Source organism: Streptomyces sp. NPDC045955, assembly GCF_056430805.1.
Genome location: NZ_JBWKKY010000008.1, coordinates 61,795 through 75,520 on the forward strand (window position 1 = coordinate 61,795; position 13,726 = coordinate 75,520).

Sequence of the window (13,726 nt, forward strand, 5' to 3'; positions counted from 1 at the left end):
GGGGGCCTGCTGTCTGTGTGCGGTCCTCTGTGCCCGTGCCCAGTGGGAGGTCAGGGAAGTCGTGACGGAAACCACCCATGGGGGATGTGCGTCCGATGAGGCCGCTGTGGGGCGTATGCCGGTGAGGGCCCTCCCCGGTGCCGTCGACGGCACGGCACCGGCAGCGCGCGCCGCTCACGAGGGGATTCTGCGCCGCCAGTCGGCGCGCGAGTCCGCGGCCCGCACCTACGCCCGCGCCCTGCCGATCGTGCCGGTGCGGGCCCGGGGACTGACCATCGAGGGCGCGGACGGCCGCCGCTACCTGGACTGCCTCTCCGGCGCCGGCGCGCTCGCCCTCGGGCACAACCACCCGGTCGTCCTGGAAGCCATCCGCAAGGTCCTCGACTCCGGCGCGCCCCTGAACGCCCTCGACCTGGCCACCCCCGTCAAGGACGCCTTCATCACCGAGCTGTTCCGCACCCTGCCCCCAGGGCTCGCCGACCGGGCCCGCGTGCTGTTCTGCGGACCGGCCGGCAGCGACGCAGTGGAGACCGCCTGCGCACTGGTGTGCGCGGCGACCGGCCGGACCGGCCTCATCGCGTTCACCGGTGCCTCCCACGCAAGGGCGGCCGGGACATTCGACGCGTCCGCCGCCGCCCACGACGTACGGGCCACCCGCCTGCCCTACCCACAGGAGTACCCCTGCCCCTTCGGTGTCGGGGGCGAGCGCGGGGCCGACCTCGCCGCCCGCTGGACCGAGTCCGTCCTCGACGACCCCGGGTCCGGTGCTTCGCTCCCCGCCGGGGTGATCGTCGAGCCCGTCCAGGACGAGGGCGGCGTGATCCCCGCACCGGATGCCTGGCTGCGGCGCATGCGGCAGCTCACGGCCGACCGAGCCGTCCCCCTGATCGCCGACGAGATCCAGACGGGCGTCGGGCGGACCGGCGCCTTCTGGGCCGTGGAGCACAGCGGAGTGACCCCCGACGTGATGGTCCTGTCCAAGGCCATCGGAGGCAGCCTGCCGCTGGCCGTCGTGGTCCACCGCGACGACCTCGACGTCCCGGAATCCGGCGCCCCCACCGGCACCTTCCGCGGCAACCAACTCGCCATGGCCGCCGGCACGGCGACTCTCACCCACGTCCGGGAAAACCACCTCGCCGAACGCGCGGCGACAATCGGGGCAAGCATGCTGAGTCAACTCCAAGGGCTAGTAGGGGACTTTCCGTGCGTAGGGGAGGTGCGGGGGCGGGGGCTGATGATCGGGGTGGAGTTCGTGGACCCCGAGGGCGCGGCCGGGGAAGTCGGGCAGGCGGTCGGGGCTGCGGGGAAGCCTCGTCCCGCCGCCTCCGAACTGGCCGCCGCGGTCCAACGGGAGTGCCTGCGGCGTGGCCTCATCGTCGGACTCGGCGGCCGGCACGCCAGCGTCGTCCGGCTGCTGCCGCCCCTGACCATCACCGGCGAACAGGCGGCCGCCGTGCAGGACCGCCTGGCCGACGCGATTGGGGCGGCGGCGCGGTGCGGTGGGGGTACGGCACCGGCGCCGTCGACGCCATGAGCGTCGATGCCGTGAGCCTCGACGCCGTGAGCGCTCATGCCGTGAGCCTTCCAGTCCGCCGTCTCGGAACCACCCGACGAGGTACCTGCCTTGAACGCCACCCCCAAGCCCGACGACCACGCCACGACGCCGGGACGAGGCTCTGCTGATGTCCGAAGGTTGGGGGTGCCGGCGAGCCTTGTGAACCCGGTCGGTCCGGCGAACCCGGTCGGTCCGGCGAACCCGGACCGTCCGGCGAACCGGGCTGATCCGGTGAACCCGGCGGTCTCCGAGGCTCCGTGTCGGAGGCCTGGGGTGGCGCATCTCGCCGAGGGGCTGAGCGGTGAGGTGCGGTGTGCTGAGGTGCAGGACGGCGAGATGGTGGGCCGTGAGGTGCCGGGTGCCGAGTTGAGGGCTGGCGGGGTCGTCACCGACCCCTTGGAGCACCTCGACCCGCGCATCGTCGCCCAGGCGGCAGCCGTGGAGACCCTGTTGCGGTGCTGGGTGCGCGAGACCGACCAGCCCGCCCCCGCCGACGGGGTTCTGCGCATCCCCCTGCCCGCCAGCGGCACGGCCCTGAGCGTCCCCGTCCACTACTGGTCCCCGACGGGCTGGCACCGCTTCGGCCTCCCGCGCCTTGCCGACGCTCTCGACCACGCTCCGCCGGCCGACGCCGTCACGATCGCGGCCCTGCTCTCCAGGGAAACGTCCGCAGACGGATACGGCCACGGGCACGGTAATGGTCATGGTCATGAAAACGGCGGCTGTTGCGCCGACGGCGTCGAACTCGTCGCGGGTGTCGCCGACTCCCTCCGCCGCGTTACTTTCTTCCTCAGCGACGGTCGCCAAGTCCCGCTCGACGGCCCCGATCTCTTCCTCACCGCGGAACAGTCACTCGTCCTCGGACACCCCCTGCACCCGACCCCCAAGAGCCGCGAGGGTCTCTCCGAGGCCGAAACACGGCTGTACTCACCCGAGTTGCGCGGATCCTTCCCCCTGCACTGGATGGCTGTCGCCCCCTCCGTCCTGGCCACCGACTCCGCCTGGACCGAACGTGGCCGCCCTGTCGCGGCGGCCCGACTCACCGCACGCCTGGCCGGGGCCGACCTGCCACTGCCGGACGGGTACGCCCTACTGCCCCTGCATCCCTGGCAGGCACGCGAGGTCCGGCACCGCCCCGAGACTGCTGCCCTGCTCGACAGCGGACTGCTCCGCGACCTCGGCGCCCACGGCACTCCCTGGCACCCCACCTCCTCCGTACGAACCGTCTACCGATCCGGTGCCCCCGCGATGCTCAAGCTGTCGCTGGGCCTGCGCATCACCAACTCCCGTCGTGAGAACCTCCGTAAGGAACTCCACCGCGGCGTCGAGGTCCACCGCCTGCTCCGCAGCGGACTGGCGCAGCAGTGGCGGGCCGTTCACCCGTGCTTCGACATCGTGCGCGACCCAGCCTGGATCGCTGTCGATGGATCCGATGGATCCGGGAGTGCCCAAGGCGCTGGAGGTCCCGGAGGCTCAGACCGCGCCCCGTTGACCGGGCTGGACGTGGTGATCCGCCACAACCCGTTCACCCCCTCGGACGATGTCTCCTGCGTCGCCGGATTCGTCTCCCCTCGCCCATGCTCACCCGCACGGCCGGCGATCTCTCCCGCCCGCCCGGACATTCACGGCCCGGCCCTTCGATCCCGGCTGGCCGAAGTCGTCACGCGTCTCGCCCGCCGGACCGGCCGGCCCCGCGGAGCCGTCGCCGCCGAGTGGTTCCTGCGCTACCTCGAGCACGTCGTGCGTCCTGTCCTCTGGCTGGACGGTGAGGCCGGCATCGCCCTGGAGGCTCACCAGCAGAACACCCTGCTCCTGCTGGACGCCGACGGATGGCCGGCGGGCGGCCGTTACCGCGACAACCAGGGCTACTACTTCCGCGAGTCCCGGCGCGCGGAACTGGACGCCCGGCTGCCCGGCATCGGTGAGCGGAGCGACACGTTCGTCTGCGACGAGGTCACCGACGAGCGCTTCGTCTACTACCTGGCGGTCAACAACGTCCTGGGACTCATTGGTGCGTTCGGCTCCCAGGCCCTGGCCGACGAGCGGCTGCTGCTCGCCGCCTTCCGCCGTTTCCTCGGCAACGTCGCCGGCGGCCCGGCCCGACTGCGCTCCTCGCTGCCGGCCCGGCTGCTCGACTCACCCGTACTGCGCTGCAAGGCCAACCTGCTGACCCGGCTCCACGGTCTCGACGAACTCGTCGGCCCGGTCGACACCCAGTCCGTCTACGTCACCATCGCCAACCCCCTGCACCTGTGATCACTCTGGCCGTCCCCGAACACAACCGACCTCCTTCATCCCTGAGGACGCGCCTCACCCCCGCCCTTTCCCGAGAGGAGCGTTTGGTGTCTTCCGCCGACCCGACCGCCCATGCCGGTGCCGGTGTCCCGGCCACGGCCGACGTCAACGCCGGTGCCGACGTCGACTCCAGCGCGGGAGCCTCCGCTGATGCCGATGGAGAACTCGGTGCGGCCCCGGGTGCGGATTCCGGTGCGGGCGGCCACGGCGAAGACACCATGGACCTACGGCTCCCCGACGAACTCCTCGCCCTCATCGCGGACGAGACGTCCGGCAGCCAGGGAGCCGAGCGGCCGGGCGAGTCCACCCCACAGCCCTCCGTGTCGGACGACCTCCTCGACCGCGTCGCCGACTGGGGGCCGACCGACACACCCGTGGGCCTCTTCCACCTCGTCCCCGTGCGCATCGAACGCGATCTTCCGCTCATCAGCCGCTGGATGAACGACCCCGCCGCTGCGGCGTTCTGGGAGCTGTCCGGTCCCCAGCACGTGACCGAGGACCATGTGCTGTCCCAGCTGACCGGCGACGGACGCAGCGTGCCGTGCATCGGCGTACTGGGCGGAACACCGATGAGCTATTGGGAGATCTACCGGGCGGACCTCGACCCGTTGGCCCGCCACTACCCGGCCCGGCCTCACGACACCGGGATCCACCTCCTGATCGGCGCTGTCACCGACAGAGGGAGTGGTCTCGGTGGTCTGCTGCTCCGAGCCACAGCCGATCTCGTACTCGCGCAGCGGCCCTCCTGCGCACGCGTCATCGCGGAACCCGACATTCGTAACACCCCCTCCATCGCCGCCTTCCTGACCGCCGGCTTCCGGTTCTCCGCCGAGGTCGACCTGCCCGACAAGCGAGCCGCCCTCATGGTCCGAGACCGGTCCACTCGGCATCTGATGTAGCGCTGTGTCATCACGCCATCACTCATTGAACGCGGCGCGTCGGGCCGCAGTTCCCACCCGCGCCGCAGATTTTTCTCGAGCTGTTCGCCGCGTCATGGCCCCCGCAGAACCGCCCCGCCTCCCGCCCACCCCTCGCCCACCCGACCGAGCCACCCGTACCGAGGAGCCCAAGGTCTTGATCCCGCCCCCGGCCCGCGCCTTGATCACCCGTTTGTCAGTGCTGGGTCGTAGGGTGGTCGCGCTATGACGAAGCCCTCACTCCCCGAACTCCTGCATGCTGCCGTCGCTGCCGTCGGCGGCACGGAGCGCCCCGGTCAGGTGGCCATGGCCGAAGCGGTCGCAGAGGCGATCGACGACGGCTCCCACCTGCTGGTCCAGGCCGGCACCGGCACCGGTAAATCCCTGGGCTACCTGGTGCCCGCGCTTGCGCACGGGGAGCGTGTCGTCGTCGCGACCGCCACCCTGGCCCTCCAGCGCCAGCTGGTGGAGCGCGACCTGCCGAGAACGGTCGAGTCGCTGCACCCCCTGCTGCGCCGCCGCCCGGAGTTCGCGATGCTCAAGGGCCGGTCGAACTACCTGTGCCTGCACCGTCTGCACGAGGGGGTCCCGCAGGACGAGGAGGAGGGCCTCTTCGACCAGTTCGAGGCGGCCGCGCCCACCAGCAAGCTGGGCCAGGACCTGCTGCGGGTGCGCGACTGGGCCGACGAGACCGAGACCGGCGACCGCGACGACCTCACACCCGGCATCTCGGACCGGGCCTGGGCCCAGGTGTCGGTGTCGTCGAGGGAGTGCCTCGGCGCCTCGAAGTGCGCGTACGGAGCGGAGTGCTTCGCCGAGATGGCCCGCGAGCGTGCCAAACTCTCGGACGTCATCGTCACCAACCACGCCCTGCTCGCGATCGACGCCATTGAGGGGGCTCCGGTCCTCCCGCAGCACGAGGTGCTCATCGTCGACGAGGCCCATGAGCTGGTCTCGCGCGTCACCGGAGTCGCCACCGGTGAGCTCAGCCCCGGCCAGGTCAATCGCGCGGTGCGCCGGGCCGCGAAACTCGTCAACGAGAAGGCGGCGGACCAGCTCCAGACCGCCGCCGAGGGCTTTGAACGCCTGATGGAGCTCGCGCTGCCGGGTCGCCTGGAGGAGATCCCCGAAGACCTCGGCTACGCCCTCATGGCACTGCGCGACGCGTGCCGCACCGTCATCTCCGCCATCGGCACGACCCGCGACAAGTCCGTCCAGGACGAGGACGCGGTCCGCAAGCAGGCGCTGGCCTCCGTGGAGAATGTGCACGACGTGGCGGAGCGGATCACGAACGGCTCCGAATGGGACGTGGTCTGGTACGAGCGCCACGACCGCTTCGGTGCCTCCCTGCGTGTCGCCCCCATGTCCGTCTCGGGGCTGCTGCGGGAGAAGCTCTTCGCGGACCGCTCCGTGATCCTGACGTCCGCGACGCTGAAGCTGGGTGGCGACTTCAACGGCGTCGGTGCGTCCCTTGGGCTCGCCCCCGAAGGCACCGAGGGCGATGACCTCCCGCAGTGGAAGGGCATCGATGTCGGATCTCCCTTCGACTACCGCAAGCAGGGCATCCTGTACGTCGCGAAGCACCTGGCGCGCCCCGCGCGGGACGGTGACCGCGGGGACATGCTCGACGAGCTCACGGAGCTCATCCAGGCGGCGGGCGGCCGCACTCTGGGCCTGTTCTCCTCCATGCGCGGCGCCCAGCTGGCCGCCGAGGAACTGCGTTCCCGGATCCCGGAGTTCCCGATTCTCCTCCAGGGCGAGGAGACGCTCGGCGAGCTCATCAAGAACTTCGCGGCCGACCCGAAGACCTGCCTGTTCGGCACCCTGTCGCTGTGGCAGGGCGTGGATGTCCCCGGACCCAGCTGTCAGCTGGTCGTCATGGACAAGATCCCGTTCCCGCGCCCGGACGACCCCCTGATGAGCGCCCGCCAGAAGGCCGTGGAGGACGCGGGTGGCAACGGCTTCATGGCCGTCGCCGCCACCCATGCCGCGCTCCTCATGGCCCAGGGCGCCGGCCGTCTCGTACGGGCGTCGGGCGATCGGGGTGTGGTCGCCGTATTGGATCCGCGTCTGGCGACGGCCCGATACGGGAGCTATCTGAAGGCGTCTCTGCCCGACTTCTGGTACACGACGGACCGCAACCAGGTACGGAAGTCGCTGGCGGCGATCGACGCGGCGGCGAAGCAGGCGGAAGCCGACTGAGCCCCGGGGCCGGTCTGCGGTGACGGAGCCGTGGACCGGCCCGCACCCACGCCAGGAGTACTGGGCCCTGACACCGCCTTCCGGAGTCTCCGGACACCACCGAGTACCGGAGCCCCCGGACACCGCCTACCGGGGCCCGGACAGCGCAGGGCCCCGGAACCGGCGCAGGGGTCCCGGGGCCCGGTCAGAGGGCGGGCCGACTGGGCGGCCCACCCGACGCGGTGCGCAGACTCAGACGCGGCGCAGTACGGCCACCACCTTGCCGAGAATGGTCGCGTCGTCGCCGGGGATCGGCTCGTAGGCCGCGTTGTGCGGCAGGAGCCAGACGTGGCCGTCCTCGCGCTTGAAGCGCTTGACGGTGGCTTCACCGTCAAGCATCGCGGCCACGATGTCGCCGTTCTCGGCGACCGGCTGGCGGCGGACCGTGACCCAGTCGCCGTCGCAGATGGCGGCCTCGATCATCGAGTCGCCGACGACCTTCAGGACGAACAGCTCACCGTCGCCGACGAGCTGGCGGGGCAGGGGAAAGACGTCCTCGACGGACTCCTCGGCGAGGATCGGGCCACCGGCGGCGATACGGCCGACGAGCGGGACGTACGACGCGGCCGGCTTGCCCGCGGTGTCCGTGGGCTGCACGGAGGCGGCCTGGTCGGAACCGCGCACCTCGTACGCGCGCGGGCGGTGCGGATCGCGGCGCAGGAAGCCCTTGCGCTCCAGTGCCATCAGCTGGTGTGCGACGGAGGACGTGCTGGACAGGCCGACGGCCTGGCCGATCTCGCGCATCGACGGCGGGTAGCCGCGCCTCTGCACGGAGTCCCTGATGACCTCGATCACGCGGCGCTGGCGGTCGGTGAGTCCGGAACTGTCCGCCCGGATGCCGGGAGGTCGCCCTGGCAGGGAGCGCTTGTGCCCCTCAGGGTTCGTGGCTTCGTTCATCGCATGCACCGGCTCCAGTCGGCCCTGGGAGCGGTCCTGGGCAGTGATGGCGGCACTGTCTGCGGTGGTGGTCACGTCGGCCCCTCTCGATGGTCTCCCTGCTGGACAACGGTAGTTGCTTTCGAAAGGTTGCGCCAAACACACGTTCGAGTGAAAAATCGCGAATCGGCTGACGCGATCATGTGTCCGGGTGTATTGGCTACCGCTCCACCTGGGGGGCAAAAGCGCCCATTGCTGTACTCTTCACGGCCGGGGTGATCGCCTCGGGGTCTTTCACACAGTCTGCCATCCGGCATTCTCCTGCCCCGGTACCAGCCCTCATCTGTGCGGGAGTCCCACGTCCCCTCCTCGCAGCGACCACGGTATCTCCGCATGCGCCGCGGGGATACGGCTGTACGCGTACGGAGCGGCTGGTGAGGCCGGCCGGGCCTGTTCGATGGTGCCGCTGAGAACCTGCGAGGCGGGCGCGGCGGGGTCGGTCGCGCGTCACCTGCGTCTATCCGCGCGACACGCGCGTATTGGCGTGCATGTATGAGCCAATCCCCACATCTAGTGGTTGGATTGCAGCAGCAGCCCACAATTTGTGGTCCCCCAGGTCTTCGCGGCCATGGTCATCGCCTATGCTTGGGGCTGCTTCGTGGGGCGCAAGCGGTCCAGCGATGCTTATGAATCTGCTGTGAGGAGGGTTGGAGTTCATGCACTGCCCCTTCTGCAGGCACCCCGACAGCCGGGTCGTCGACAGCCGTACGACCGACGACGGCACGTCCATCCGCAGGCGCCGCCAGTGCCCTGACTGCTCCCGTCGTTTCACGACCGTGGAGACGTGCTCGCTCATGGTGGTCAAGCGGTCCGGAGTTACCGAACCATTCAGCCGTACCAAGATCATCAATGGTGTGCGCAAGGCGTGTCAGGGGCGGCCCGTCACCGAGGACGCGCTCGCCCAGCTCGGCCAGCGGGTCGAGGAGGCGGTGCGGGCCACCGGGAGTGCCGAGCTGACCACCCACGACGTGGGGCTGGCCATACTCGGCCCGTTGCAGGAGCTCGATCTCGTCGCGTATCTGCGCTTCGCCTCCGTCTACCGGGCGTTCGACTCGCTCGAGGACTTCGAGGCGGCCATCGCGGAGCTCAGAGAAGAGACGGGGCGCCCCGACGCGGACGACGGAGACCGCGAGGACGCGGGGGCGGGGAGCCAGGAAGACGACCGCGGGCCCGGAGGGACGGGACACGTCCCCGAGCCCGCAGGCGCCGCCGACTGACCGGCGGGCCGGACCCGGACGGCAGCTCCGGGCCCGGCCGGGCGGCGGCGATGTGAAGACCTGTTGCGGGCGATGTGAGTGGGTGCCCGCAGCACCAGACAGAACACCGTGCCACGGGAACAACGGGGCACTTCAGGGCGTTTTCGCCCGTACAGGGAGGCGGCATGACAGAGACGGCGAGCGGTCCGGCACGGAGTTCCCGCGCCAAGAGCACCAAGGCGAGCAAGGGCCTGCGTATCGAGCGCGTCCACACCACCCCTGGTGTCCACCCGTACGACGAGGTGGCCTGGGAGCGCCGTGACGTCGTCATGACCAACTGGCGCGACGGCTCGGTCAACTTCGAGCAGCGTGGCGTCGAGTTCCCCGACTTCTGGTCGGTGAACGCGGTCAACATCGTCACCAGCAAGTACTTCCGCGGTGCCGTCGGCACCCCGCAGCGTGAGACCAGCCTCAAGCAGCTGATCGACCGCATCGTGAAGACGTACCGGAAGGCCGGAGAGGACCACAAGTACTTCGCCTCGCCCGCCGACGCCGAGATCTTCGAGCACGAGCTGGCGTACGCCCTCCTGCACCAGATCTTCAGCTTCAACAGCCCCGTCTGGTTCAACGTCGGCACCAAGCAGCCCCAGCAGGTCTCCGCCTGCTTCATCCTGTCCGTCGACGACTCCATGGAGTCGATCCTCGACTGGTACAAGGAAGAGGGCATGATCTTCAAGGGCGGTTCCGGTGCCGGCCTGAACCTCTCCCGGATCCGTTCGTCCAAGGAACTGCTCTCCTCCGGAGGCAACGCCTCCGGTCCGGTCTCCTTCATGCGCGGTGCCGACGCCTCCGCAGGAACGATCAAGTCCGGTGGCGCCACCCGCCGCGCCGCCAAGATGGTCGTCCTCGACGTGGACCACCCCGACATCGAGGACTTCATCGAGACCAAGGTCAAGGAAGAGGAGAAGATCCGCGTCCTGCGCGACGCGGGCTTCGACATGGACCTGGGCGGCGACGACATCGCCTCCGTCCAGTACCAGAACGCCAACAACTCGGTCCGTGTGAACGACGAGTTCATGACGGCCGTCGAGCAGGGCGGCAAGTTCGGGCTGCGCGGCCGGATGACCGGCGAGGTCATCGAGGAGGTCGACGCCAAGCAGCTCTTCCGCAAGATCGCCGAGGCCGCCTGGGCCTGCGCCGACCCCGGCATCCAGTACGACGACACCATCAACAACTGGCACACCTGCCCCGAGTCCGGCCGGATCACCGCGTCGAACCCGTGCAGCGAGTACATGCACCTGGACAACACGTCCTGCAACCTGGCCTCGCTGAACCTGATGAAGTTCCTGAAGGACGACGGCAAGGGCAACCAGTCCTTCGAGGCCGAGCGCTTCCAGAAGGTCGTCGAGCTGGTCATCACCGCGATGGACATCTCGATCTGCTTCGCGGACTTCCCGACCCAGAAGATCGGCGAGAACACGCGCGCGTTCCGCCAGCTCGGCATCGGCTACGCCAACCTCGGCGCCCTGCTGATGGCCACCGGCCACGCCTACGACTCCGACGGCGGCCGCTCCCTCGCCGGCGCCATCACCTCCCTGATGACGGGTACGGCGTACCGCCGCTCCGCCGAACTCGCCGCGGTCGTCGGCCCGTACGACGGCTACGCCCGCAATGCCGACGCCCACAAGCGCGTCATGAAGCAGCACTCCGACGCCAACGACAAGGCCGTCCGCATGGACGACCTGGACACCCCGGTGTGGGCCGCCGCCAGCGAGTCGTGGCAGGACGTGCTGCGCCTCGGCGAGAAGAACGGTTTCCGTAACTCCCAGGCGTCCGTGCTGGCCCCGACCGGCACGATCGGCCTCGCGATGTCCTGCGACACCACCGGTGTCGAGCCCGACCTCGCCCTGGTCAAGTTCAAGAAGCTGGTCGGCGGCGGCTCGATGCAGATCGTCAACGGCACCGTCCCGCAGGCCCTGCGCCGCCTCGGCTACCTGGAAGAGCAGATCGAGGCGATCGTCGCCCACATCGCCGAGCACGGCAACGTGATCGACGCCCCGGGCCTCAAGCCCGAGCACTACGAGGTGTTCGACTGCGCCATGGGCGAGCGGGCCATCTCCCCGATGGGCCACGTCCGCATGATGGCCGCGATCCAGCCGTGGATCTCCGGCGCCATCTCCAAGACGGTCAACATGCCGGAGACGGCGACCGTCGAGGAGGTCGAGGAGATCTACTTCGAGGCCTGGAAGCTGGGCGTCAAGGCGCTCGCGATCTACCGCGACAACTGCAAGGTCGGCCAGCCGCTCTCCACCAAGAAGTGGGAGGAGAAGGCCGAGGAGCCCGCGGCCGTCGAGGCCAAGGTCGAGAAGGTCGTCGAGTACCGCCCGGTCCGCAAGCGCCTCCCGAAGGGACGTCCCGGCATCACCACGTCCTTCACTGTCGGCGGCGCCGAGGGCTACATGACCGCCAACTCCTACCCGGACGACGGTCTGGGCGAGGTCTTCCTCAAGATGTCCAAGCAGGGCTCGACCCTCGCGGGCATGATGGACGCCTTCTCCATCGCGGTCTCCGTCGGCCTCCAGTACGGCGTCCCCCTGGAGACGTACGTCTCGAAGTTCACGAACATGCGCTTCGAGCCGGCCGGTATGACGGACGACCCGGACGTGCGGATGGCGCAGTCGATCGTCGACTACATCTTCCGCCGCCTGGCGCTGGACTTCCTTCCGTTCGAGACGCGCTCCGCGCTCGGCATCCACTCGGCCGAGGAGCGTCAGCGTCACCTGGAGACCGGATCGTACGAGCCGAACGAGGACGAGGTCGACGTCGAGGGCCTGGCCCAGTCGGCGCCGCGGGCCCAGGAGCTGAAGGCCGTCTCCGCGCCGAAGAACGAAGAGGCGGCCAAGCCCGCCCCGCAGACGGCCCACACCAGTGCCGAACTGGTGGAGATGCAGCTGGGCATCCAGGCCGACGCCCCGCTGTGCTTCTCCTGCGGCACGAAGATGCAGCGCGCCGGTTCCTGCTACATCTGCGAGGGCTGCGGCTCGACCAGCGGTTGCAGCTGACGCCGAGCGTCTGAACCGATGACAGAGGGGCACCGCCTTCGGGCCGGTGCCCCTCTTGTCGTCACAGACCGCGGATGCCGGGGAGCCTGTCCAGTACGCCGTCCAGACCCGTACGGACGGCGTACTGGTCGCGGGTTCAAACCGTGCGTGACCTCGTGCCAGGGGCCCAGGCGGTGCCAGATCCGGCGAGGACACCGTCCTGTGCCGGCAGATGGGGAGAACTCACGGGCGGTGTGCGGCACCCATCGTCCTGGCGAAGTCCACGGGGTCACCCTCGAAACCACGGAGGCCGGGGCGGAAGTCCCAGGGACCGGAACCGTCCCGGACGAACTCCGCGACCGTCGCCGCCGTGGCTCCCAGGACACCTCCGAAGTCGTCCTCGGCCAGGACCGTGTACCCCTCGCGGATACGCAATCCGGGGTTCACCACACTGACGAACGTGCGCTCCGCCGGGCGCTGCTGGATGACGACACCCACCACCACGCGCGCGTAGCGGACGTCGAGCCGGTCGAGTTCCAGCGTCATGACCTCGTCGTAGCCGAAGCCCTGGCCGTCCTTGCTGTCCCGGTTGAGATAGATGGTGCCGTCGGGGGAGCGGCTGTCGAAGTGCACGACATAGGCGGGATCGCCGTACGGACCGTCCGCCGGGTAGGTCGCCGCGATGAGGTCCAGGTCGGTGGACGGCTGCCCCGCCGGACTGGGATCCCACCGCACCGCGATCTCGACCTTGCGCAGCCCCTTGTTCAGCCCGTCCACCAGCGTCCCCTTCCCCGTACCGACCCGCCCGCTCGCCTCAACTGCCGGGCAGTCATGAGTGTTTGTCCATCCTGCCACGCGTGCGGGTGCGCGCACCCGAGAGCGGTCCAGCCGAGAGTGACCGACGCCACGCTCCGTGGCCTTACCATGGCGCGGTGCTGGTCAAGTGGATTCGCTGCACCGTGGTGGACCGCCGCGGTTTCGAGCGGGGGCAGCGGAAGTGGGCGGGGCTTCTGGGGGAGCCGGGGTTTCGGGGACAGGGGGGTGGCTGGAGCCGGGGGCGGCCGGACGTGGCGCACATCTTCGCGTTCTGGGAGAGCCGCGCCTTCTACGACTCCTTCATGGCGCGGTCCCACGACCGGCTCGCGTCGGCCCAGTCCGGCACGTTCAAGGACGCCCAGGTCAGACTCTTCGACTACCGCTTCGATGTGAAGACCGGGTTCGAACCGCGCTTCACGGACGCCGACCTGCTGCGCGTGGCGCTGTGCCGTGTCCACGAGGAGCGGGTCGAGCATTTCGTGCTGATGCAGGAGAAGGTCTGGAACCCGGCGATGGCCGGCTCGCCCGGTATGGTCCGCGGGCTGTTCGGCGAGGCACCCGGAAACGAGTTCATGGTGCTGTCGATGTGGCGGTCGGCCGCCGAGCACGGCAAGTACCGCACGGAACGCGTCGAGCGGCTCGCCCTGCGGGCCCAGACGGAGGCGGACGTGGCGGCACTCACCGGGGACGTCGTGGACATGGAGCCGAGCTGGACCGTCTGATCTCCGA

Annotated in this window: 9 protein-coding genes; 7 read left to right on the forward strand and 2 right to left on the reverse strand. The window is 69.8% G+C overall.

The window, feature by feature from the left end; genetic code table 11:
- Positions 1-115 precede the first annotated feature (115 nt).
- The 4 genes from AC07F0_RS18195 to AC07F0_RS18210 all read left to right on the forward strand — a co-directional run bounded on the left by AC07F0_RS18195 (position 116) and on the right by AC07F0_RS18210 (position 6,969).
- Positions 116-1,534 (forward strand): diaminobutyrate--2-oxoglutarate transaminase family protein, encoded by a 1,419-nt coding sequence (locus AC07F0_RS18195; RefSeq protein ID WP_478980438.1) that lies wholly within the window; start codon positions 116-118, stop codon positions 1,532-1,534.
- 357 nt (positions 1,535-1,891) lie between these two features.
- Positions 1,892-3,811 (forward strand): IucA/IucC family protein, encoded by a 1,920-nt coding sequence (locus AC07F0_RS18200; RefSeq protein ID WP_478980440.1) that lies wholly within the window; start codon positions 1,892-1,894, stop codon positions 3,809-3,811.
- A gap of 86 nt (positions 3,812-3,897) precedes the next feature.
- Positions 3,898-4,749 (forward strand): GNAT family N-acetyltransferase, encoded by an 852-nt coding sequence (locus AC07F0_RS18205; protein WP_478979996.1) that lies wholly within the window; start codon positions 3,898-3,900, stop codon positions 4,747-4,749.
- Positions 4,750-4,992: 243 nt separating this feature from the next.
- Complete coding sequence (locus tag AC07F0_RS18210; protein WP_478979998.1) at positions 4,993-6,969, forward strand: ATP-dependent DNA helicase; 1,977 nt, start codon at positions 4,993-4,995, stop codon at positions 6,967-6,969.
- Positions 6,970-7,200: 231 nt separating this feature from the next.
- Here the strand turns inward: AC07F0_RS18210 and lexA are convergent, their stop codons facing one another.
- On the reverse strand, positions 7,201-7,980 hold the full coding sequence (gene lexA / locus AC07F0_RS18215) for a transcriptional repressor LexA (RefSeq protein ID WP_030845416.1): 780 nt from the start codon (positions 7,978-7,980) through the stop codon (positions 7,201-7,203).
- Between the two features lie 620 nt (positions 7,981-8,600).
- On the opposite strand from lexA, the gene nrdR reads away from it, so the two are divergent.
- The gene (nrdR, locus tag AC07F0_RS18220) at positions 8,601-9,161 is read left to right on the forward strand and encodes a transcriptional regulator NrdR (RefSeq protein ID WP_029180822.1); all 561 of its coding nucleotides are present in this window, start codon (positions 8,601-8,603) and stop codon (positions 9,159-9,161) included.
- A 164-nt stretch (positions 9,162-9,325) separates the two neighbouring features.
- Positions 9,326-12,202 carry a vitamin B12-dependent ribonucleotide reductase gene (locus AC07F0_RS18225; protein WP_478980000.1) on the forward strand — a complete coding sequence of 959 codons (2,877 nt, stop codon included), beginning with the start codon at positions 9,326-9,328 and terminating at the stop codon, positions 12,200-12,202.
- 222 nt (positions 12,203-12,424) lie between these two features.
- Here the strand turns inward: AC07F0_RS18225 and AC07F0_RS18230 are convergent, their stop codons facing one another.
- The gene (locus tag AC07F0_RS18230; RefSeq protein WP_478980002.1) at positions 12,425-12,958 is read right to left on the reverse strand and encodes a TerD family protein; all 534 of its coding nucleotides are present in this window, start codon (positions 12,956-12,958) and stop codon (positions 12,425-12,427) included.
- 155 nt (positions 12,959-13,113) lie between these two features.
- Between AC07F0_RS18230 and AC07F0_RS18235 the strand changes: the two genes are divergently transcribed.
- Positions 13,114-13,719 carry a YdbC family protein gene (locus tag AC07F0_RS18235; protein WP_307177836.1) on the forward strand — a complete coding sequence of 202 codons (606 nt, stop codon included), beginning with the start codon at positions 13,114-13,116 and terminating at the stop codon, positions 13,717-13,719.
- Positions 13,720-13,726 lie beyond the last annotated feature (7 nt).